Genomic DNA, 20,319 nt, shown 5'->3' with positions numbered 1-20,319 from the left:
AGCAGGCGGAAGGATGTGTGGGTACAATTCAGAAGCCCCTGTATATATAAATACCGCTTTCAAGCTTAGAAAGTTTAAAGTTTCTGCTGTCGCTACCTTTGCTCCGGAGCCCTTACAATTCCTACTTGCCGCTGTCGCCATTCAGCCTGCGTTGTAGCATAGCTGCCGGCTCATAATGCCAGCGGACACTTTCCAGAGTTAGAGCGGTTGCCAGTCAGGGCTAGCCTGCTGCTGTGCGGGGGCAGCTAAGGAGCTGCGGGGTGCCAGGTTCAGGTAGGGGTAGGTAACTTTGGAAAGGAAGAGCCCCTGCGGGTAAGCAGGCGTCAGTGATTTGGGTGCATTTGTTGTGGCCAGGTAGCTTTCAAATGCATCTATACTAAGAGCGCCCGTACCCACCAGCAACAGCTTGCCAACCAGTATCCGGATCATCCTGCTCAGGAACCGGTTGGCCGAGATCCGGAAGCGCAGCCGGTCGCCGCTGGCATCTGCCTCCCATTGGGCCGTTGTTACGTGGCAGATGGTGCTTTCCTGCGCTGCCGGCGTGAGGCAGAGGCAGCGGTAATCACTGTAAAGGGGCAGTAGGGCGGTGGCCGCCTTCATCGCATCCAGGTGCAGGTGGCGCGTAAGGTAAAGGGCGCTGACGCTGCTTAGAAAAGGGTCTTTATAGGTATGGATATAATAGTCGTAGCTACGAAGGGTAGCATCGAAACGAGCGTGCGGCAGCCCTTCCATCGGAAGAATGTCGAACACGGCTATGTCGGATGGCAGTAGTTTGTTGAGCCGGAAAAGCAGGTCGAAGTCCCACGGCTCGGCTACATCCAGGTGGAAAAAGAACTGGCTGGCATGTACCCCGGCATCGGTTCTTCCGCAGCCCACCACCGCGACAGGCATCTTTAAAATCCGCCGCAGGCCGTCTTCTATCACCTGCTGCACTCCTATGCCGTAAGGGTGCCGCTGCCAGCCATGATAGTTGGTACCGGTATAGCCGATATGGAAAAAGTAGCGCATGCGGGGGTTATACTTTCATAGCTGAAAACAGGCCGACAAGATAGTAAACTTTCCGAAGGAATATGGCTGTTGCGCGGTGTTAGCAAGCCGAATGAACGATGTGACAGGTGTGCTGAAGTATAAATCTCAGGCTAGCGCTAGTAAGAATCAATTAAAGTGAGGATGAGCCCGGAAGAAGAAGAAGTTATACCGAAATTCCCCCACCCAGTCTGCCGCTTCCTTGTAGGACATGAACTGACGTATGTCCACATTTCCGAGACCGGCAAAGGAGGCTTTCTCCATAAAATCCTTAAACTTGTTAAAGCTGACGCGGTCTTCCCCGCTCACACGCGCCAGTTTGCTGACGCCGGAAGCGACGATGTCAGGCAGTACCTTTTGCAGGGTCCAGCGCTGGTCTTCCGGAAGAATATCACCTAACCGGGACCAATCGGCAATCCCGCACTTTAGCGTATGGGCCTGCAACAAAGTGGTGAGCTTTTCAATTTCCTGCCGGTAGCCCTCTCCTGTAATGGGTTGCAGCCATTCGGAATACAGCAGGTTCACTTCCTCATTAATCCAGATGTTCAGGTATTCCGTTTCGAAGTTAATCATGTGTAGATACTTAACCTGACGGCCTGTTGCTGGCCGGGCAATTCCCTTCTACCGGGACATCTAAAATCAAAGATTCGCGATAATGCTGATAGCGCCGCACGAAAGTATAGCAAGATTCCAGGTATTGTGTTGACGCTGTCCTTAATGCCTTTGGCAGGGCTGCAGTGAACTTGAAGCAAGGTGCCAGATCGCTTTGAACGCCTATGCCGCCATGCTGCCTTATACTTCAAAGGGATGTACGAAAACCGCTAAGCGGAACAACCGTTTAAATAAAGTGATTATTTTGAACCATATAACAACAAACTATGGACAGACAAGACAGAAACCGCGACAATTACAGATTTGATTACGACCGGGACGAAGGCTATGACCGCCAGGATCCGCGCTACCACCGGGCCTATAACCTGACCGACCAATTTGAGCAGGAATATGAACGCCACAGGGGCTATCGGAACAATGACCGGGAGCGGCAACTGCCGCATACGTACCACGAAGGCAACATGGATGGTGCGTATGAGCGGCTACAGCGCGATGACAGTCAATACGGAAACAATTCCCGTAGCGACTGGGATCGTACCCGCGACTACTCCGACCGCAACCGCTACAGCAGTTACCGGGAAGGCTACGGCAACCAGCAGGACAGGTACCGGGGTGATCAGGGCTATGGGAATACCCAGCGCGACTACGGCACATCAGACCGGTACAGCTCCCGCCAGGATTACCGCAACGAAAACGACCGGTATGGCCGCCGGAGTGATAACTACAGGCGTTCCGACTACGGCAGCAGCAGAGACTATGACGAGCGTAGTGACCGTAATGACGACAGCTGGTATAACCAGGACAGAAGATCCATCAACCAGACCAGATACTATTAATTTCTGGCACGAACACAAAAGAGCCGTTGCCCTGCAGCAACGGCTCTTTTGTGTTCTAAATACTTCAGTTTTGCTCGCGGAGCGGGATGTTATACTTCATGTTGCGGCTGCAGCGCCGGCGTTTCCCAGGCCGGCTTTTGCTCTTCCACAGAAGCCACTGCTGGGGATAACAAGTAGCGGGTAGGAGTAAGCATTTACCTGCCTGTGTTGGCGTTGCATGTACCCATACTTTAGCAAGCCGCACCTCAGCGCTTGTAGTCATCGAGTATAGCTTGCATTTCCTGCAGGGGCTGGCTAAAGTACTTGCTGTTTTCGGACCGGATAGCCAGCAGGCAACTCAGTAATGTGAGAAGATACGTAATAAAGGCACCTGACGGAAATGCCCGCACGCCTCCTGGGAAATACAGGTTAAACACCAGGAGCACGCCAATGGCTGACAGCAGCGGAATCAGGAGGCATTCATACCGCTTCTTGAACTTGTAAAAAGCAGCCAGTCGGCTCCGTTGTGTGGCAATAGAAGTATAAAGCGAGGTCATACTTTGGGGGTTCATTTTTGCCACAGCCATTTGCTTGTACCGCCGCAGCATAACAAAGGTAAATGGCACTGTAACGAGCAAGCCGATGAGGCTCAATACCAGCGTTTCCTTGTCGCCCGCATAGCGGATAAGCACGTGGCTCAGGAGGGCGTACACCAGGATGTGCAGCGAGAAGGTAGCCCAGAAGTAACGGAAAATTCGATTATTTTGCTTTTTCATACTGCTAAGTATAAGTTGGTTAAAAGATTCGGTATCGAAGGGGGCAGCGGGCGGTAAAGCGCGCTGGCTTCCGCTCCATGTATGTTTCAGATCATCCAGGGCTGACATCGCTGTAAGGTTTAGGTTGTTTTTTCATAAAGGTCTCCAGTTCTCTTTTTATCCGCACCAGGCGCACGCTCACGTTCGACCTGGACAAGCCCGTTATTTGCGCAATCTCTTCGTAGCTCAGGTCCTCCAGGTAAAGCAGCACAATGGCTTTGTTCAGCTGCGATAAGGCAGCAATGGCTTCAAAAAGCAAGTGCATGCCCTCTTCTTTGTCTCCGGCAGCTTCATCGGGTATCTGGTCATGGGCCAGCGAGAGCGGCAGGTACTGGTGTTTGCTGTTGTTGCGCCGGTAGGTGAGCGCCGTGTTAAGGCAGACGCTGTACATCCAGGTCGAGAACTTGGAGCGGCCGTCAAATGCCGGGTAAGCACGCCAGAGTTGGTACAGCATCTCCTGCACCACATCTTTCTTCTCATCTACATCTGAAAAGTAGAGGCCGCATACTTTGTGCGCGATGCCCAGGTGCTGGTTAACCTGATCCAGAAAAGTATGGTCTAAAGCTGTGCTCATGCGCTCGGTTTACCTGCGGTTATACTACCGGCAGCTATACTATTAGTTGCAGCCAGCCCAGAAAAACTACAACCAGCAGCCAATTTATTTTGTCCTGCCGCCCTGCTCTGCTTACCTTTAGGCAGCTCTATACCAGAGCAGCAAGTTTGGCTCAGGGTTTCTGACCCAGCACCTGCTTATTGAGGGAAGTAGAACAACTGCTGCTTGTAGCTGTTTCCTCTCCGAAACATGATCCTATGGAAAGCCCTGTAAGTATAAATGTGCCCGTCACCGTTTCATACGCCGCCCTGGAAGAGGTGCTGCAACAGCAACTGGTTGGGGAGTATCTTCCTAAACCTGAGGCAGGCAGCACGGCAACCCCCTATGCCCGGGTGCTGAATGTCGGTATAGCAGGGACGAGCGCCGGGGCTTACAACCTCCTGCTGCGGGTGCAGCTGAAGATTCTGCGTACCGTTCTGAAGCGGGACCAGGTAGACCTGTACGCCTCCGTTGCTTTAGCCTATGACAACGCCACGCAGCAATTGTATGTGCGGCAGTTCTCCATGGAGTCTGCCACTTCGAGTAGCTTTTACAACACGGCGCTGCAGGTGCTGGTGAACAAAGTCGCTTACCACCAGATCATCGAAAAGACCCGGGTTGACCTGAAAGCGATTATTGCGGCAGAGCTGGAAAAGGTGAACAGCCAACTGGCACAGGGGCTGGAGCTGAAAGGGTTGAAACTGAAAGGGACCGTAACGGCAGTGGCAGTGCAGGATATTGTTCCAAAACCCGACGGGCTTTCGCTCCGGTTGCAGGTACAAGGCGATTTGGAGGTAGCAGTGCACGACCTGGCCAGGCTTCTGCCGCCCAAAACGGCTGAAGCCTGATGCCGCTTATACTTTAAGCAGATATACTTTCGAAGTTGCTTCTTAAGCAAGTATATCTGCTTAAACGGCTGCCGGGAAGTAGAGCTTGAACGCTGTGCCGGTACCTGCTTCGCTTTTCACTTCTATTTTGCCTCCGGCATTCTCCAGGATGCGTTTTACCATGTAGAGCCACACGCCAGTGCCTTCCACGTGGTCATGGAACCGCTTGAACATGGTGTACAGCCCTTCCTGTAGCCTGCTGTCAATGCCCAGGTCATTGTTTTTAATCTGCAGCGCTCCTCCAGGCGCGAGGAGATGGTGACGGATGCAATCCCGATCGGGGAACTGGAACTTGATGGCGTTACTGATCAGGTTGTATAAAATACTCCGGAAGTTTTTACGCGAGAACTCAAGCTGGTATACCTGCAGGTCGGTATGGAAAAAGTATGCATTCAGGTTGGAGGGTTTGTTCTTTTTTACTCCGAACCCTCAGCTCAGGTTGTAGCTACCTGAGCTGAGGCAGCGCAAGCTAGAACGCCAGGTTCAAAGCAACGAAACATAGTACAAGGGGTAAGAGCTTCTGCTTTAAAAGAAAGGCAGGAGCTATCAGTTTGCTGTAGGGAAAAAGAAAAGCACGAGTATATCCTCGTGCCAGTAGTGGGGGAATAGAGCGATGCTTATGCACCGAAGTACGTGTTATAGTTTCCGTACTCGTTTGTGTCCAGGATGTTATCGTCGTTCACGTCCCATGTGGAGAAAAGCCCATCACTGTATTCTTTCTCATTCAGAAAATTATCATGATCTAAATCCCAGGCAGAATAGTAGTTATTGTCAGCAAAGCCGGTCTTAAATTCATTATTGTCCAGGATACCATCTGCATTTGTATCCCAGTCAGCCCAGGTTTCATCTGCCAGGCCGAAGTTATGAACGGAGGTGTTCCATTCATTTTCGTCCAGCTTGTTGTCGTCATTCAGGTCCCAGGTATCATAAAAACCGGTGTAGTATTCGTTTTCATCCAGCAGGTTGTCGTCGTTGATGTCCCACCCGTCGTAAGCATCGTTCGCGGCAAAAGCGGTTCCGAATTTATCCTTGTCCCAACTGTCGGTTACTACCTCATTGGTATTGACAATGCCGTCGTCAACCTGTACTCCGGTAGTTGTATCCGGAGAGCAGCGTGCCATGCCTACTGCCAACAGCATACAAAAAGGGGTAATGAGTGTTTTAAAGAAGTTGGTTGAATTATTTTTCATCGTGTTTAGCGTTTAAGTTTTAAGATCAGGTATTTGCATACCACCTGTATAGAAAGGCTAAAAGCATAAAATGTAAGCAGCGCCTATACTTTATGCTGCTGCCTTAGCAAAAAGGTGGGCTTATACGCCATAGTACCTGTCGTACCAGGTGGTATACTCTGCTTCGCTCAAGATGCCATCGCCGTCAGTATCCCATCCGGCGAAAACACCATCGGTATATTCTCGGTCGCTAATTACGCCATCGTTATCCTGATCCCACAAAGTGTAGTAGTTGTAGGCCGTAAAACCAGGTTCAAACTCCGTCCTGTCCACCACGCCATCAGCATTCACGTCCCAGACATCCCAGTCTGTTGCATTAAAACCATAGTCTTCCGATACCGTGTTCCATTCGTTTTCTTCGAATACGCCGTCGTTGTCCAGGTCCCAGGTATCGTAGAAACTGGATGTAAACTCGTCTTCATCCATAAAGTTATCATCGTTCAGATCCCAGTCGTCGAACAAGCTGGTAGAGCTGATGTCAGAGTAAAATGTGTCGTTGTTAAACAGGGATACATCATCCTGCTCGTCATCATCGCAGGCTACAAATCCTAGCATAAGGAACAGGCAGAGTGCCGTTCCGATCCTTCTCCATAATTCTGTGTTAGTAGTTTTCATAGGTGTGTTGGTTAGTGTAAAACATATTAGGTGCTCTATATTTATTTACGCCCACAATCCCGTTGTGTTTACCGTTTTGTCGCCTTTTTACTTGGTTTAATCCTATTAAATAAGACATTATATTTAAAAAGTACAACATAAAAGGACCCTAGAGTCTATCTGTGAACAGGCAGATAATCTTTTTAAATGAGTGCTAAAGCGGGCTTTACAGGTATAAAAGGCACATCTCCGGGAGGGAAATAGCTGTTAATAGAGGCAAATCTCCTGTAAAGGTAGGTGTTTGATAAGTGCAACGGTCATGATATCAATGGGTTAAGTGAATTTTTTATCTGCTACAGCTCGAAACCGGAGAGGTGAGGCAGGTTTGGGTTGCCTGTAAAGATTGCCTGAAGGCAGGTGGTTCGTTAGCTAAAGCGCGTCAGAACCTGTCACTTTTGCTACGCTGTTACTCCTGATACTATAACTCCAAAGACCTATCAAGGTACGCTGCATCCGGAGGTTAGGATTTAGGTAAAGGTAACCTACCGGTAAGTATAATTTCAGCCCTGATGCAGCATCACTTCTGGTCGTTTTGGCATCCTTTCCTGGCGCGCAACTTTAGGTTTATGTCTTTGCTAGGAGGTTTTTGAAGCGTGGATTCGTTGCGTATCTCACGAGCTTATTCAAGGCAGTTGCGCTGCTTCTGCTCCCATACATACCTGCGCACAGCTCGCGCCTGTGAAGGGCTAATCTGAAACAAGGCGGGCAGCAACAAAGGCCTGAGAAGCTTAAATATCTTAAATTATACTTAAATTGGGTGATTGTTTTCCTTTGATCAAACAACCTATGCGCTATATCCTGAAGCCCCAGCTACTCCTGCTGCTTTTATTTCTGAATGTTTCTTCCTGCGCCGTAAAAGAGCAAGCCGCCTCTAACGCGGAAGTGGCGCAATGGAAGCAGGAGGCGGCCCGCGTCACCATCATCCGCGACGATTTTGGTGTGCCGCACGTGTATGGTAAAACCGATGCCGATGCCGTTTTCGGGCTGTTGTATGCCCAGTGCGAAGACGATTTTAACCGGGTGGAGCACAACTACCTGTGGGCTACCGGCCGCCTGGCCGAAGTAGAAGGGGAGGAGCTGCTCTACAGCGACCTGCGTGCCCGCCTCTACATGACGCAGGAAGAAGCAAAGGCACAATACGAGCAGAGTCCGGAATGGCTCAAGAAGCTCTGCGTTGCTTTTGCCGACGGCATCAACTACTATCTCTACACGCACCCCGAGGTAAAGCCGAAGCTGCTGACGCACTTTGAGCCCTGGATGCCCCTATACTTCAGCGAAGGCTCCATTGGCGGCGATATCGAGAGTGTTTCGACCAAAGGCATCAAGGCTTTTTACGGCGAAGATAAATCGCTTAGGCTGAACAACAGTTATGGCCTGGTGAAGCCGGGGCTGCTGGCGGAACCCAAAGGCTCCAACGGCTTTGCCATCTCGGGCAAGCACACGGCTTCCGGAAATGCCATGCTGCTGATCAACCCGCATACGTCTTTCTTCTTTAGGGGTGAGGTGCATGCCGTGAGCGATGAAGGGCTGAATGCCTACGGCGCTGTGACCTGGGGCCAGTTTTTCGTGTACCAGGGCTTTAACGCGAAAACCGGCTGGATGCACACCTCTGCCTATGCCGATGTGATCGACGAGTTTGAGGAGACGATCGTGAAGAAAGACGGCAAGCTGTTTTACAAGTATGGCGAGGAACTGCGCCCGGTTACTACGAACATAGTAACCCTGGCCTATAAAGACGGCGATGCGCTGAAGCAAAAAACCTTCACCACCTACCGCACCCACCACGGCCCGATTACGCACCAGAACGGCGACAAGTGGGTAGCTACGGCCCTGATGTGGAAGCCGGTGGATGCGCTCATCCAGTCGTATACCCGCACCAAGAAAAGCAATCTGAAGGAGTTTAACGAGATGATGCAGATGCGCACCAACTCCTCCAACGCTACCGTGTATGCCGATGCCGACGGCAACATTGCCTACTACCACGGCAACTTCTTCCCGGTACGTGATACGTCGTTTGATTACTCCAAGCCGGTAGATGGCAGCAACCCGAAAACCGACTGGCACGGCCTGCACCCGCTGGAGGAAACGATCCGGATCGTGAACCCGCCAAACGGCTGGATCCAGAACTGCAACTCCACGCCTTTTACGGCGGCAGCCGAGTATAGCCCGAAGAAAGAAGATTACCCGGTTTACATGGCGCCGGCGCCGGAAAACTTCCGGGGCATCCATGCCATCCGCCTGCTTCGCAAAGCAGACAACCTGACGCTGGACAAGCTGATCAAACTGGCCTACGACCCCTACCTGCCGGCCTTTGAAGTGCTGATACCGGGACTCGTAAAAGCCTACGACGATCAGAAACCAGCAGACCCGAAGCTGAAGCAGGCCATCGAGGTGCTGCGCCACTGGGACGATGCCGTTTCGAAAGAATCCGTGGCCATGTCGCTGGCCCATTTTTATGCGACCAATGCGTTTAAAAACGGCAGCGCACCCAAGGGGCTGGGGCTGATAGACCGGATCACCTATTATGCGCAAACAGCACCGGAGGCAGAGCGCCTGGCACTTTTCAGCCAAACCGTAAACCAGCTGGAAAATGACTTCGGACAATGGAACACGCCCTGGGGCGAGATCAACCGCTACCAGCGCCTTACCGGCGACATACAGCAGCCGTTTAACGATGCCGCACCCAGTATACCAGTTGGCATGGCTTCGGGCAACTGGGGGGCGCTGGCGTCTTTCGGAGCCAACTCCTACAACACCAAAAAGATCTATGGCACCTCGGGCAACAGCTTTGTGGCCGTCGTAGAGTTTGGCGACAAGGTAAAAGCCAAGACCATGCTGGCCGGTGGCGAAAGCGGAGACCCGGCCTCCCCGCACTTCGACGACCAGGCCCAGCGCTATGCCGATATGCAGTTTAAAGACGTGGCCTACTACCGCGAAGACGTAGAGAAAAGAGCCAAAGCCACTTACCACCCCGGAGAGAAGGTAAGCTGGTAGTAAGCCGCTGAAATACTATACCTGAACAGCAAGGCCCGGACGAATTGCCCGGGCCTTGCTGTTTGTGATCTGGTAATATGGCAGGTCTGCATCCATCGTTCATGCCAGCAAAAGAGAGTAACCTCCGGGGCTTAGTTCTGGTACAAGTACAAGCTATTGTTACTGTATGATGAAGAACTACCCCCTGCACCTGTTGCTTTTCCTGTTGCTGTCTGTTGGCAGCACGGCTACCGCTTTTGCCCAGGAGCAGGAAGAAAAGAAGGACAAATTTAAGCAGCAGATCCAGGAGTTTCCGTTTACCGAGGCAGTGTATCTGCAGCAGCGCCGCGATGTGCAGGCAACTGTAAGTTACTTCAGAACGGAGAACAGCCTGCAGGTAGGCAACGCGCTGAGCATGAACCTGGAGTACGGCCTGACGGATTGGCTGCAGGTAGCGGCGGGGCTGGAAAATGAGCTGTTTAAAAGTGAGGGCAACAAGTATACCTTGCGCCGCCTGGAGCTGGGCACCATGTTTCGGCTCTTTCATTCTCCCCGGCAGGCAGTCGCTTTGTCGCTGGAGGTTGAGTTGCCGCTAAACAAACCGTACATAGCCAGCGATGATGTCGAAGCAAATAAGGTCTCGTACGCTCCTGCTTTGATCTATGCCCGGCAGTTTGGCCAGACACAACTGCACCTGAGTGGCGGCGCCGAACTGGAGGCCAAAGAGGTGAACTGGTTTTACAACGCTGCGGCCGTTTATGGCACCGGGCGCTGGCACCCCGTGCTGGAGGTAACCGGCACCCACCAGCAAGAGGCCGATTGGTACGCCGGCACCGGCATTGTACTTAACCATTTGCATGGCTGGGAGGTTGTTGCCGGCGTACGCCGCAGCCTCCAATATCCCGACTGGGATACGTCGGTGAAGGTGCTATATGAGTTTAACCTTGGCGAAGAATAATCCCATCAACGCCTCGTGTCATCTCACCAAGAGCAAATCTTTCCCGGCGGTGCAAAATATAACAGCAGATTGCCCCAGGATTTTATATGTTGCGCTACAGGCTACGTAAAACCGGGAAAGCATAGCACACAAGTATGAATCTGACAGTAGGTTGCAAAGTAGCATGGACGGAGTCGGTGTACACGCCTTATAGAGAAGGAGAGACATCGGACTTTATCGGGGAGCGGACGATAACCGGCAGGATAACGGCAGAAGGCTATGCAAAGAAAACGAACTATCATTTCTTCACCATGCATGTGTATGGGGCCGAAGGGGTAAATGCGCACGAGATAGAGGCGAACAGCAAGATCGTGCGGCGGGGCGTGGTGCTATACCCGAAGTGCCGAATTTTAGCTACCCCGGCCAACTACGAGGAACTGGTAAAGGAAAAAGCCGAGCGGAAGGAAAACAGCAGCCCCGTCTGTTACGCCCACTTAAAAGAGTTTCGGGAAGGCTTTTGAACCTGCGCTACTGTTCTCACTTCATTAGTTGAACCAGGCTATTGTAAACGAGTAGTTATGGCATGACAGGGATGTTGGTACAACGTACATAACGTAGCAATGAAGCCAGTTCAACCACCAGCTAGCTATCCTGACCACAAAACGAATGAGCGAAAGCTCCTGCTTATCAAAGTGGTGCATACGCTCATCTGGATCTTCTATAATGTCGTGATCTTCTACCTGCTTTATGCCGTGCTCATGGATCGGATTGACAAATGGGTATGGATTTGTATCGGGCTGGTTTTGCTGGAAGGGCTTGTGCTCCTAGCCTTCAAAAAGATGTGCCCCATCACGGTTGTTGCCCGAAAATACTCCGACTCAACCCGCGATAATTTTGATATTTTCCTGCCAAACTGGCTGGCCAGGTATAACAAGGAGATCTACACGACCATTTTCCTGATCAGCATACTCCTGCTGCTCTACCGGCTGCTGGTATAAAGTTAATTTGCGACTGCCTTATGCTTTGCGCTGTTCTTTCCTGCTTGTGCGCGGTAATTCTCAGTTCCCCTTGGGGGTAGGGGCCCTCGAAAAAGAAAGGGGTAGGGAATGCTTTACACCTGCGAACCAACTCGTGCGGAAAGTCCCCATTTGAAGGGGGTAGGGGGATGTTCTGTTTGGAAGTATAGGTCTTCAGCTCCTTCAGCAGCACGCTCGGATTGTTGTCTTTGGTTTGGAAGATAAGATGCACGTAACTGGGCATGATACACCAGGCATAGATCTCCATGCCTTTGTTTTTACTGCAATAGTCCAAACTTTCGGTAAGGAGGTCAACGTACTCCTCGCGCGTAAAAACGTCTATCCAGTACACCACCGCAAAACTCACAAAGTATAGCCCTTCCTTGTTATGGAATTTATATTTCCGGCTCATGTAAGACTTATACTTTAAATAGCAGTTTGCAGGTTTAGGTATTTGTACGCTAGTATTGAAACGCTAGTGCGAGCTTGTAGCTCGTACTGTTACGTTTGCTTGAGGTATGGCTGCGTGAAAAGAAAAGGCACGAGCTACAAGCTCGCGCCAGCGGGGTGTCTATTTCTCAACTCCCAGTAGTAAGGGTTTGAATTTTCTTTGAATACTTTCTAAAATATTTTCCTTGTTCTTATAATGCATCAAATGGAACAAGGAATTATACTTTATTCCTAGCAGTGTGTTATAATTAGAAACAAGTCTAATCGAAAATTCTTTTAGTTGTGTTGCCTCAGCAATATCAAATGAAGGGAAGTATTTCATCGCAGTTATATGTCGCATATTTAATGCTGTGGCTGTATGTGTATCCTTACAAAGTAGTTTGTAATCTTGATGAATACTTTCCAATAAAGCTTTGTTTGGTTCTATTTGAAAAAAAGATAGCGCTTTAACTTTATCAAATATAGCGTATACACTTTTTTCAGAATCTAAATCTGGTATCTCATCAAGGTTAAATCCTTTAATAAATGTTTCAATAGAGCTACGCAGCATCATTCTTGATGCTTTATATGCACCTTGTGTCATCACAAAAATTGAGCTACCTACATCCGAACATGACTCTGTTATAAATTCAATTTGCTTAACTGATAAAGCTGTTGCCTGACCTTTCTTTTGTAGATATGTAAGTTCTGCGATGAAAGTTAAATAGGCAAAATATTTTTTGTGGAGCTGAGATATAATCTTTAGAAAATCTTCATTTATAGCAAGACTAGTTAAGTTGTAACCCTTCAAAAAAGCAACTAAGCTGGAAAAATCTTCATTAATTTCTCGTGACATTATAACTTACTTAATTCTTGAATAGCTTCATTCCAAGAGAAGTTAGCGCTCTTTTTCGCTTCCTTAAATTGCTTAAACTTCTCCTTGCTTCCAGTTATTTTATATAAGGCGCTGACAAGGTTTGTTAAGTCAGAATCATTTAGCCTTGTAACTTCACATATAATGAGACCAATCAATTCATATTTAGACCTCTTCTCAGCACGAGTAACAGAAATTTTTAGTACATGTTCTGCAAAGTCAGACAAATCCAGATTTGTTTTAAAGAGGTCTAAATCTTGAAATAGATTTGGTAATACTCCTATTAAATAGTTTTTATTTTGATTTGCAGATTCGTATTTATTATCAAGGATATTAGGAGAATCTTGATCTAACAAACTTCTTAGCAAACCCGGCATTTCTTTAAGGTCTACATTTTTCTTTGCATCAAGAAGCCAGTAAAGTTCCTCAACGAAATTAATAGCCTGAGAAATCTTCTTTCTTTTTATATTATCTATTTTTGTCATTAGTTAATCCTTCTAATAAGTTCATCTACAATTCCAGCAATTGAAGTTTTAGCGGTAGAATCATCAAGATCTAGAATAAAGTTTTTGCTCATTTGTGTTCTAGCAATAGCTGTTCTTTTTGGTAATTCTTTCTCAAATTTATACTTTGCCCATTTGCTATTTGATAAAGTTTCGACAGCTTGACGATAAACAAGGGTTGTATCCTCAACCATAGTTAGTACAACGCCTGCGCATTGAATTTTCAAAGCATAGTTTTCTTTCTTGTCATCAATTATGCTTTGTAGTAAGTCAATACCTGTAAAAGAAATAGGATCAGGTTTCACAGGAATCAAATAATAATCTGATGCAAGTAGAGCACTTGTCATCCAAATTGATGGAGTAGGAGGTGTATCTATGATTATTGTGTCATATTGGTCGCTCTCCTTAAGTATTTCCAGATATCTATTCAATCTATGTTCCCTTCCTTCGCCAGAAGACATTTCTATTCTATATAACTCCAAGCTTCCAGGCAGCAAATCAAAATTCTCATGTATTTGAGTTGGCATGATTTCTTCAAGCTTTTTTGCCTGCTTTTCTTCTATACCATTTACTGTATTTACTACCTGTCTACTTGATCTATCAAAGATGTTCGTAATAGTATCTATATCGTTCTTTCTATGTTCGATATATTCTTCTGGATTCATAAGGCATTGGGTAGCATTGAATTGTGGGTCAATATCTATTAATAAGACCCTATGACTATGCCTTCTTGCCAAACAATCGCATAGATTAACAGACAAGGTTGTTTTGCCAACCCCGCCTTTCATGTTTATTAAGCTTATTACATTCATAAAGAGATAATGATACTTATATAATATAAGTGATTAATTTAATTAATTGGCCTTACATACTTAGCTAGGTTAATAGCTTTATTCAGCTCAGTTCTATATGTAGAACTAATACCTGCTTCATCAATGACTTCCTTAACACCTACTTCTTTAATTGAATCAGCGAACTTTACTCCAAAAAGATGAATCATTGTAACTTGTTCGCCTCTTGGAGCATTTTCATACATTTCTTTAAGCTTTTGTCCTAAATCTCTTAATGTCATAATTCCAAATTTTGATTTAATAACAAAGCTAAAATGTTTTAGCTTAAATAAAAAATCTAACAGCTAAAATATTTCAGCTTTAAGCTTATTTATTCTACATCAATTATTGGTTTAACTTTGTGTGAATTATATATATTATTTAAATTTACCCCCTTGCTCTTCAACCCATTTATCATAGACTTACCCGTACGGGAAATTATACCAGCTATTAGGAAGCACCTTTCAGCGCAGAACACGCTGATCGTGAACGCCCCTCCCGGAGCCGGTAAAAGCACCTTGCTGCCGCTGGCTTTGCTGGGCGAGGCCTGGCTGAAAGATCAGAAGATCATCATGCTGGAGCCCCGGCGCCTGGCGGCCAAAACCATTGCCGAGCGCCTGGCGCAGCTGCTGGGCGAGGAGGTAGGCCAGACCGTCGGTTACCGCATCCGTTTCGAGACGCGCATCTCTGAGCAAACCCGCATCGAGGTCGTTACCGAAGGCATCCTCACCCGCATGATCCACAGCGACCGCGCGCTGACAGGTATAGGCATCGTGATCTTCGACGAGTTTCATGAGCGTAGCATCCATGCCGATGTAGCCATGGCCCTGAGTCGGGAGGCGCAGCACACGCTTCGCCCGGACCTGCGCATTATGGTGATGTCGGCCACCCTGGATATGCCCCAGCTTACCAAGCTGCTGCAGGCCCCGGTAGCGCAAAGCATGGGACGGCAATATCCCATCGAAACCTTTTACACCGGCGATGCCGACGACCGCATGCTGCCCGAAATGACGGCCAAAGTGGTGCAGCAGGCAGCTAAGGAGCAGGAAGGGGATATCCTCGTTTTCCTGCCCGGCGAAAACGACATCCGGAAGGTAGAAGAACTGCTCCGCAGGCAGCTGCGCGATTTTAAGATACACCCGCTGTTTGGTATGCTGCCCTTTGGCAAGCAGTACGCCGCTATCATGCCCGACCGCCAGGGCAAACGCAAAATAGTGCTGGCAACAAGTATAGCCGAGACCAGCTTAACCATAGAAGGCATTTCGGTGGTGGTGGATACGGGCTTCGGCAGAACCTCCCGCTTCGATCCGAAGTCCGGTTTGTCGCGACTTGAAACGGTGCGCATCTCCAAAGACGCCGCCGACCAGCGAGCCGGCAGGGCAGGGCGTTTGGGTCCGGGCACGGCTTACCGCATGTGGAGCAAGACCACGCAGGAGCGCATGGCCCCGCACCGCACCCCCGAGATCATGGAAGCCGACTTGGCCAACCTGGTGCTGGACATGGCGCAATGGGGCATTATGGATATCCGTGGGCTTACCTGGCTAAACCCGCCGCCGCGCGCTGCCCTGCAATATGCCACCGAGATGCTGCACCAGCTGCAGGCGCTGGAGCATGGCCGCATTACCGAGCACGGCAAGAAAATGCACGCGCTGCCGTGCCATCCGCGCATCGCGCACATGCTGCTCAAAGCCGAGGAAACCGACCAGGTGGCACTGGCAAGCGATATTGCCGCCATCCTGGAAGAGCGCGACCCGCTGGACCGCAACGCCGGCATCGACATTAACTTAAGAATTGAAGCCCTCAGAAGGTATAGGAAAGAGCAGGGGCAGGGCAAACGTTTCGGCAAGATCGAGAAGATCGCCCGCTCGTACCGCGCTATGTTTGATCTGCAGCCGGATAACAGTACTTTTGATGCGTATGAAACGGGTGTGCTGCTGACGCATTGCTACCCGGAGCGCATCGCTTATGCACGCCCCGGCAACAATGCGCAGTTCCAGCTGGCAAGCGGCCAATACGCATCTGCCGGTCACCGCGACGACCTGGCGCACGAGCCCTGGCTGGCCATCGCGCACCTGCACGCCGGCACCGGCGATAACCCGGGCCGCATTTTCCTGGCCTCGCCGCTTAACCCCCGCGACCTGGCCCCGCTCGTAAAACAGCAGGAAGTTTATACCTGGGACGTAAACGACGGCGAACTCACCGCTTCTATGGATACCCGCATCGGAAGTATTGTTTTGCAGAGCAAGCCGCTGCCACCACCCGACGAGAAGTACCGCGTACCTGCCATCTCCGAAGCCATCAAACACGAAGGCGAGCACCTGCTGGACTTCAACCACGAGGTAACGCAATGGCAAAACCGCGTAATGAGCCTGCGCAAATGGCGCCCCTCCGAGTTCTGGCCCGACGTAAGCACCTCCACGCTACTCATGACCAACTGGGACTGGCTAAAGTCTTACCTGTTCGACATAGAGCACCCCGACGACCTGATGAAGCTGGACCTCCAGCCGATCCTGGAAGCCAAGTACCTGAACGAGGAGCAGCGTGCGAGACTGGAGATTCTGGCCTCGGCAAGTATAACTCTGCCGGATGGCTCAAGTATAGAACTGGAGTATAAGCCAAACGGAGAGCAACCCAAGCTGGAGATTCGCCTGCAGGATGTGCTGGGCTGGGAAGAAAGCCCGAAAGTAGATGAGGGAGAGATGACCGTAGAGCTGGCCCTGCTTTCGCCGGAGCTGAAGCCGATCACGACTGTGTCTGATTTGGCGAGTTTCTGGAAAGGGAATTACCGCGTGATCAAACGTCAGCTGGAGGTGGTGTTTCCGGAGGTAGATTGGGAGAGGGGAGAAATTTAGCGAGTTTGAGAGTCTGAGGGTTTAGGAGTTAGCCATACCGTGTTGTCATCCCGAGCGCAGCCGAGGGATCTTTACAGCAGTATAGTCGGGAGTTACCAGGTCAGGGGTATTGAGCGGGAGAAGTAAGCGTAAAATAATGCTGCTCTTATACTGAACACATAAGATCCCTCGGCTGCGCTCGGGATGACGTTTGAGAAGTGTCTTTTTTTATGGATGTTGGGAAAGGAACTACTGTAATTACTAACAGGTTCTTGATGTTCAATGCAACATCTTATGTTCAACAGCAACTACTTTGTTTACATAACCTCTAACACCACACGCTCTACTTTCTACATTGGCGTGACAAACGACCTGGTTCGTCGTCTGGATGAGCATTACCAGAACAGTGGTGACAAAAAAACATTTGCTGGTCGTTATTACTGCTATACCTTGATTTACTATGAGCGCTTTACATCGCCTGATGATGCAATAGCTCGTGAAAAGCAGCTGAAAAACTGGAGCAGGAGCAAGAAAGAAGTGCTTATAAGAAATCTTAACCCGCTTTTGAAGTCGCTTAATGACTTGGTACTGGAGTAAGTAAAATTTCCCCTCTTTAGACTACCGAGAAGCGAGTTCGAAGGTAGCAAGCTTAACTCTTAGGTGTGGTTGGACTCACGGCAACTAAAGAGCACTCCCTTCACATCACCAAAAACCTAAGCCGCTACAGCTGCTCTTATCTGTCCCGCCACCCACGCAGGGGCCTCCAGGGGCAGCAGGTGGCCCAGATCAGCTGTGGTGATCAGGTTAGCCGTAGTTAAAACAGGCATGACATCCTGCTGAATCATCTCAAACGTAATCGCCGGATCATCCTTAGAGGCGAGCACGGTGATAGGGAAGTTGATAAGAGGTACCTGGTCTTCGATGGAGTGGTTCATGCCCTGCAGAAGCCACCAGCGCCAGGTGTTCTCGTCGATGCACAGTTGGGTGTCTACAGCTAAGGTATGTTGCTGGGTGGTGAGCGAGGCAATGGTAGCCTGTTGTACGGTCTTTTCAGCCACAGCCGCATTTGGGTGGCGGAGCATCCGCTGCTTTTCTGCAGCTGGCATGCGCTCAATGGTAGGAGGAGAGGGTGCCAACAGGATCAGCTGCTTAACCGCTCCTGCATTTGCCGCGGCGGCTACCTGCACGGCGATTTTGCCACCCATGGAATGCCCGATCAAAGTATAGCTGCTTATACCTAGTTGCGCCAGTGTTAGCAGCACCTCCTCTGCCATTTCTTTAATGGTGGGCTCCGGGAGGGCAGTTGTGCCGCCAAAGCCAGGTAGGTTTAGCGCAATGCAGCGGTAGTCATCGGAGAGGGCTTCGGCCACCCACTGCCAGCTGGCAGATGAGCCGCCGAAGTAGTGGAGAAATACCAATATCTCCCTGCTGTCCCCCCACTGGAGGCCATTCTTAACTTCTTTCATCGTTGGTTGGTTTATGCCTTCTCTCTGGCAAAGCGATTCGGAAGCTGCCTGCCGTTAGCAGGAGCTGTAACTTAGCTTACCCGAAAGCTGTTTCCACGGAACCACCATCTACGCGGTAGTTGCTGCCGTTCACGTAACTGGCGCGCTTCGAACACAGAAACGCAATAACAGATGCAACTTCTTCTGCTTTCCCTCTGCGATTCACGGCAATGTGCGGGCGCTTGTTGTCCAGGAACCACTCAATGGCGCCATCCACCGTCGTTTCCCGCTTTTCTGCCAGTTGCTCCATCATAGCATCCGTCATAGGCGTAGCAATGTAGGCCGGCGATACGGTGTTGATCAGGAGCCCTTCCTGCGAATATGCCCGCGACAGACACTTGGACAGGTTGATGATACCGGCTTTGCAGGCGTTATAAGGGCTTTCTTCGTGGTAAGGCTGCAGCGCATTTTCAGAGGAGATCAGCACTACGCGCCCCCAGCCTTTGGCTTGCATCTGCGGGATAAAAGCTCGGCAGACCCGTACGGCGCCCATCAGGTCAATCTCAATGGTTTTATACCAGTCTTCGTCTGTGAGCGTAAGGAAATCGCCGGCAGCACCACGGGCACCGGCGCAGTTTACAAGTATATTGGCACCCCCGAATTCTTCCTTCACCTGCTGTGCGAGACGCTGCACGTCTTCATTTTTCGATAGGTCTGCCGTGATCGGTACAACGCGGGCGCCATGTTGTGCTGCCTGCTTTACCTCCTCCACTGTTTCATCGAGCTGCTCCTGCGTTTTGTCTGACAGCACAATGTGCACGCCTTCGCTGGCTAACAGTTTGGCCGTTGCTTTTCCAATGCCGGAGTCGCCCCCGGTAATTACGGCTGTACGGCCTTTTATTTCTAAATCCATCGTTTGTTTTTTGTAGGTTCGCGTTCTCTGCAGAAAAAAGCACCCATAGCACCAACGTAGAGGCTGGCAGCACTTTTATCTTCTGTAAAATCAACAGACGATGCCCGAAACTGTTTAGGAAGAAGTGGAAAAGGAGCAGGAGGCAAGTGCCGCAACAGGGGCAAAGCGCTGCAGGAGTCTTTAAAAAAGTAGGATTAGAATGTTTTTCGGGAAGGAGTTGATTTAACCCGGAACTTGTAACATATTGATGTCTGAACATGTTTTTAGAACGTATAGGTATTCTGGCTTCCAATCCTTTTCACGCTTTAGCCCACATAAATCAGTAAACATATGGCAACCACTAAATGGACAATCGATCCTTTACATTCAGAAGTATATTTTAAAGTCAAGCACCTGGTTATCTCCACGGTTACCGGATCTTTCAACAATTTTACCGGCGGGGCAACCGTGCAGGGCGACACGTTCGAGAATGCAGAAATACACTTTTCGCTTGATGTGCGCAGCATCGACACCAAAGTAGAGGCCCGGGACAACCACCTGCGCTCATCCGACTTCTTCGACGCGGAGACCTTCCCGCATATTCACTTTCAGTCTAACTACTTTACCAAAATGCATGATGATGTATACAGCCTTTTTGGGCTGCTTACGATCAAGAACATCACCAAACCGGTAGAACTGCAGGCTGAATTTGGCGGTTTTGCGACAGATGAGTACGGCCACCTGAAGGCTGGTTTTGAAGTGAGCGGCATCATCAGCCGCTGGGAGTTCGGGCTAACCTATAACCCGCTGAGTAAAACAGGCGGCCTGGTGCTGGGCGAAGATATCAAGCTGGTGGCAAGCATTCAGTTGGTGCAGGAACAGGCGCAACCAGTAGTATAGCGCTACCTTTTACAGCCCAAAAACAGAGCTGCAGTGAAGTATCGGGCAAAGTACCCGAG

General features: G+C 49.7%; 23 protein-coding genes. 9 read left to right on the top strand and 14 right to left on the bottom strand.

The window, feature by feature from the left end; genetic code table 11:
• Window positions 1-198: 198 nt before the first annotated feature.
• Window positions 199-1,008: a tRNA pseudouridine synthase A gene (locus ABDW72_RS15125; protein WP_347159427.1), complete on the bottom strand. Its 810-nt coding sequence runs from the start codon at window positions 1,006-1,008 to the stop codon at window positions 199-201.
• A 147-nt stretch (window positions 1,009-1,155) separates the two neighbouring features.
• Complete coding sequence (locus ABDW72_RS15120) at window positions 1,156-1,599, bottom strand: hypothetical protein (protein ID WP_347159426.1); 444 nt, start codon at window positions 1,597-1,599, stop codon at window positions 1,156-1,158.
• Window positions 1,600-1,904: 305 nt separating this feature from the next.
• Between ABDW72_RS15120 and ABDW72_RS15115 the strand changes: the two genes are divergently transcribed.
• Complete coding sequence (locus ABDW72_RS15115) at window positions 1,905-2,474, top strand: hypothetical protein (RefSeq protein WP_347159425.1); 570 nt, start codon at window positions 1,905-1,907, stop codon at window positions 2,472-2,474.
• 245 nt (window positions 2,475-2,719) lie between these two features.
• Here the strand turns inward: ABDW72_RS15115 and ABDW72_RS15110 are convergent, their stop codons facing one another.
• Together ABDW72_RS15110 and ABDW72_RS15105 are read right to left on the bottom strand one after the other, a co-directional pair.
• Complete coding sequence (locus ABDW72_RS15110; RefSeq protein ID WP_347159424.1) at window positions 2,720-3,337, bottom strand: hypothetical protein; 618 nt, start codon at window positions 3,335-3,337, stop codon at window positions 2,720-2,722.
• Window positions 3,321-3,842, bottom strand: a complete 522-nt coding sequence (locus ABDW72_RS15105) for an RNA polymerase sigma factor (protein WP_347159423.1) — start codon at window positions 3,840-3,842, stop codon at window positions 3,321-3,323. Before ABDW72_RS15105 ends, ABDW72_RS15110 begins: the two co-directional genes overlap by 17 nt.
• 236 nt (window positions 3,843-4,078) lie before the next feature.
• On the opposite strand from ABDW72_RS15105, the gene ABDW72_RS15100 reads away from it, so the two are divergent.
• Window positions 4,079-4,708 (top strand): DUF4403 family protein, encoded by a 630-nt coding sequence (locus ABDW72_RS15100; RefSeq protein WP_347159422.1) that lies wholly within the window; start codon window positions 4,079-4,081, stop codon window positions 4,706-4,708.
• A 60-nt stretch (window positions 4,709-4,768) separates the two neighbouring features.
• Here the strand turns inward: ABDW72_RS15100 and ABDW72_RS15095 are convergent, their stop codons facing one another.
• The 3 genes from ABDW72_RS15095 to ABDW72_RS15085 all read right to left on the bottom strand — a co-directional run bounded on the left by ABDW72_RS15095 (window position 4,769) and on the right by ABDW72_RS15085 (window position 6,591).
• Window positions 4,769-5,071: an ATP-binding protein gene (locus ABDW72_RS15095; protein ID WP_347159491.1), complete on the bottom strand. Its 303-nt coding sequence runs from the start codon at window positions 5,069-5,071 to the stop codon at window positions 4,769-4,771.
• Between the two features lie 293 nt (window positions 5,072-5,364).
• Complete coding sequence (locus tag ABDW72_RS15090) at window positions 5,365-5,937, bottom strand: hypothetical protein (protein WP_347159421.1); 573 nt, start codon at window positions 5,935-5,937, stop codon at window positions 5,365-5,367.
• A gap of 120 nt (window positions 5,938-6,057) precedes the next feature.
• Window positions 6,058-6,591 carry an EF-hand domain-containing protein gene (locus ABDW72_RS15085; protein WP_347159420.1) on the bottom strand — a complete coding sequence of 178 codons (534 nt, stop codon included), beginning with the start codon at window positions 6,589-6,591 and terminating at the stop codon, window positions 6,058-6,060.
• An 825-nt stretch (window positions 6,592-7,416) separates the two neighbouring features.
• Between ABDW72_RS15085 and ABDW72_RS15080 the strand changes: the two genes are divergently transcribed.
• From ABDW72_RS15080 to ABDW72_RS15065, 4 genes are all read left to right on the top strand, one after another.
• On the top strand, window positions 7,417-9,624 hold the full coding sequence (locus ABDW72_RS15080; RefSeq protein ID WP_347159419.1) for an acylase: 2,208 nt from the start codon (window positions 7,417-7,419) through the stop codon (window positions 9,622-9,624).
• A gap of 166 nt (window positions 9,625-9,790) precedes the next feature.
• Window positions 9,791-10,561, top strand: a complete 771-nt coding sequence (locus ABDW72_RS15075) for a hypothetical protein (protein WP_347159418.1) — start codon at window positions 9,791-9,793, stop codon at window positions 10,559-10,561.
• Window positions 10,562-10,695: 134 nt separating this feature from the next.
• Entirely contained in the window at window positions 10,696-11,061 is a 366-nt protein-coding gene (locus ABDW72_RS15070; protein ID WP_347159417.1) for a hypothetical protein, read from the top strand.
• 99 nt (window positions 11,062-11,160) lie between these two features.
• Window positions 11,161-11,538 carry a hypothetical protein gene (locus ABDW72_RS15065; protein WP_347159416.1) on the top strand — a complete coding sequence of 126 codons (378 nt, stop codon included), beginning with the start codon at window positions 11,161-11,163 and terminating at the stop codon, window positions 11,536-11,538.
• Here the strand turns inward: ABDW72_RS15065 and ABDW72_RS15060 are convergent.
• The 5 genes from ABDW72_RS15060 to ABDW72_RS15040 all read right to left on the bottom strand — a co-directional run bounded on the left by ABDW72_RS15060 (window position 11,501) and on the right by ABDW72_RS15040 (window position 14,434).
• Window positions 11,501-11,968, bottom strand: coding sequence for a transposase (locus ABDW72_RS15060; protein WP_347159415.1), 468 nt, complete (start codon window positions 11,966-11,968; stop codon window positions 11,501-11,503). The genes ABDW72_RS15065 and ABDW72_RS15060 overlap by 38 nt on opposite strands.
• Window positions 11,969-12,127: 159 nt before the next feature.
• On the bottom strand, window positions 12,128-12,841 hold the full coding sequence (locus ABDW72_RS15055; RefSeq protein WP_347159414.1) for a hypothetical protein: 714 nt from the start codon (window positions 12,839-12,841) through the stop codon (window positions 12,128-12,130).
• Entirely contained in the window at window positions 12,841-13,344 is a 504-nt protein-coding gene (locus tag ABDW72_RS15050) for a hypothetical protein (RefSeq protein ID WP_347159413.1), read from the bottom strand. The genes ABDW72_RS15055 and ABDW72_RS15050 overlap by 1 nt, the downstream gene beginning before the upstream one ends.
• Complete coding sequence (locus tag ABDW72_RS15045) at window positions 13,344-14,174, bottom strand: ParA family protein (protein ID WP_347159412.1); 831 nt, start codon at window positions 14,172-14,174, stop codon at window positions 13,344-13,346. Before ABDW72_RS15045 ends, ABDW72_RS15050 begins: the two co-directional genes overlap by 1 nt.
• A 38-nt stretch (window positions 14,175-14,212) precedes the next feature.
• Complete coding sequence (locus ABDW72_RS15040) at window positions 14,213-14,434, bottom strand: HTH-like domain-containing protein (protein ID WP_347159411.1); 222 nt, start codon at window positions 14,432-14,434, stop codon at window positions 14,213-14,215.
• Window positions 14,435-14,587: 153 nt separating this feature from the next.
• On the opposite strand from ABDW72_RS15040, the gene hrpB reads away from it, so the two are divergent.
• Both hrpB and ABDW72_RS15030 read left to right on the top strand, forming a co-directional pair.
• Entirely contained in the window at window positions 14,588-17,044 is a 2,457-nt protein-coding gene (hrpB, locus tag ABDW72_RS15035; RefSeq protein WP_347159410.1) for an ATP-dependent helicase HrpB, read from the top strand.
• Between the two features lie 273 nt (window positions 17,045-17,317).
• On the top strand, window positions 17,318-17,620 hold the full coding sequence (locus ABDW72_RS15030) for a GIY-YIG nuclease family protein (protein WP_347159409.1): 303 nt from the start codon (window positions 17,318-17,320) through the stop codon (window positions 17,618-17,620).
• Window positions 17,621-17,736: 116 nt separating this feature from the next.
• On the opposite strand, the gene ABDW72_RS15025 is transcribed toward ABDW72_RS15030, so the two are convergent.
• The gene (locus ABDW72_RS15025; RefSeq protein WP_347159408.1) at window positions 17,737-18,489 is read right to left on the bottom strand and encodes an alpha/beta fold hydrolase; all 753 of its coding nucleotides are present in this window, start codon (window positions 18,487-18,489) and stop codon (window positions 17,737-17,739) included.
• Window positions 18,490-18,565: 76 nt separating this feature from the next.
• The gene (locus ABDW72_RS15020) at window positions 18,566-19,381 is read right to left on the bottom strand and encodes an SDR family NAD(P)-dependent oxidoreductase (protein ID WP_347159407.1); all 816 of its coding nucleotides are present in this window, start codon (window positions 19,379-19,381) and stop codon (window positions 18,566-18,568) included.
• Window positions 19,382-19,711: 330 nt separating this feature from the next.
• Here ABDW72_RS15020 and ABDW72_RS15015 point away from each other — a divergent pair, with 330 nt between their 5' ends.
• Window positions 19,712-20,260, top strand: a complete 549-nt coding sequence (locus ABDW72_RS15015) for a YceI family protein (RefSeq protein WP_347159406.1) — start codon at window positions 19,712-19,714, stop codon at window positions 20,258-20,260.
• The last annotated feature ends 59 nt before the right edge of the window (window positions 20,261-20,319 follow it).

The sequence above is a fragment of the Pontibacter chitinilyticus genome (assembly GCF_039748935.1).
GTDB classification, from domain to species: domain Bacteria; phylum Bacteroidota; class Bacteroidia; order Cytophagales; family Hymenobacteraceae; genus Pontibacter; species Pontibacter chitinilyticus.
Note: the sequence above shows the minus strand (reverse complement) of the source record. Positions and strands in the feature narration are given on the sequence as shown.

Excerpts from the sequence above, each read along its gene's own strand:
- ABDW72_RS15070 (WP_347159417.1), top strand. The coding sequence starts at position 10,696 with ATGAATCTGACAGTAGGTTGCAAAGTAGCATGGACGGAGTCGGTGTAC.
- ABDW72_RS15025 (WP_347159408.1), bottom strand. The coding sequence starts at position 18,489 with ATGAAAGAAGTTAAGAATGGCCTCCAGTGGGGGGACAGCAGGGAGATA.
- ABDW72_RS15015 (WP_347159406.1), top strand. The coding sequence starts at position 19,712 with ATGGCAACCACTAAATGGACAATCGATCCTTTACATTCAGAAGTATAT.
- ABDW72_RS15100 (WP_347159422.1), top strand. The coding sequence starts at position 4,079 with ATGGAAAGCCCTGTAAGTATAAATGTGCCCGTCACCGTTTCATACGCC.
- ABDW72_RS15050 (WP_347159413.1), bottom strand. The coding sequence starts at position 13,344 with ATGACAAAAATAGATAATATAAAAAGAAAGAAGATTTCTCAGGCTATT.
- ABDW72_RS15115 (WP_347159425.1), top strand. The coding sequence starts at position 1,905 with ATGGACAGACAAGACAGAAACCGCGACAATTACAGATTTGATTACGAC.
- ABDW72_RS15040 (WP_347159411.1), bottom strand. The coding sequence starts at position 14,434 with ATGACATTAAGAGATTTAGGACAAAAGCTTAAAGAAATGTATGAAAAT.
- ABDW72_RS15085 (WP_347159420.1), bottom strand. The coding sequence starts at position 6,591 with ATGAAAACTACTAACACAGAATTATGGAGAAGGATCGGAACGGCACTC.
- ABDW72_RS15065 (WP_347159416.1), top strand. The coding sequence starts at position 11,161 with ATGAAGCCAGTTCAACCACCAGCTAGCTATCCTGACCACAAAACGAAT.
- ABDW72_RS15075 (WP_347159418.1), top strand. The coding sequence starts at position 9,791 with ATGATGAAGAACTACCCCCTGCACCTGTTGCTTTTCCTGTTGCTGTCT.
- ABDW72_RS15105 (WP_347159423.1), bottom strand. The coding sequence starts at position 3,842 with ATGAGCACAGCTTTAGACCATACTTTTCTGGATCAGGTTAACCAGCAC.
- ABDW72_RS15090 (WP_347159421.1), bottom strand. The coding sequence starts at position 5,937 with ATGAAAAATAATTCAACCAACTTCTTTAAAACACTCATTACCCCTTTT.
- ABDW72_RS15055 (WP_347159414.1), bottom strand. The coding sequence starts at position 12,841 with ATGTCACGAGAAATTAATGAAGATTTTTCCAGCTTAGTTGCTTTTTTG.
- ABDW72_RS15030 (WP_347159409.1), top strand. The coding sequence starts at position 17,318 with ATGTTCAACAGCAACTACTTTGTTTACATAACCTCTAACACCACACGC.
- ABDW72_RS15020 (WP_347159407.1), bottom strand. The coding sequence starts at position 19,381 with ATGGATTTAGAAATAAAAGGCCGTACAGCCGTAATTACCGGGGGCGAC.
- ABDW72_RS15060 (WP_347159415.1), bottom strand. The coding sequence starts at position 11,968 with ATGAGCCGGAAATATAAATTCCATAACAAGGAAGGGCTATACTTTGTG.
- ABDW72_RS15045 (WP_347159412.1), bottom strand. The coding sequence starts at position 14,174 with ATGAATGTAATAAGCTTAATAAACATGAAAGGCGGGGTTGGCAAAACA.
- ABDW72_RS15110 (WP_347159424.1), bottom strand. The coding sequence starts at position 3,337 with ATGTCAGCCCTGGATGATCTGAAACATACATGGAGCGGAAGCCAGCGC.
- ABDW72_RS15080 (WP_347159419.1), top strand. The coding sequence starts at position 7,417 with ATGCGCTATATCCTGAAGCCCCAGCTACTCCTGCTGCTTTTATTTCTG.
- ABDW72_RS15125 (WP_347159427.1), bottom strand. The coding sequence starts at position 1,008 with ATGCGCTACTTTTTCCATATCGGCTATACCGGTACCAACTATCATGGC.
- ABDW72_RS15120 (WP_347159426.1), bottom strand. The coding sequence starts at position 1,599 with ATGATTAACTTCGAAACGGAATACCTGAACATCTGGATTAATGAGGAA.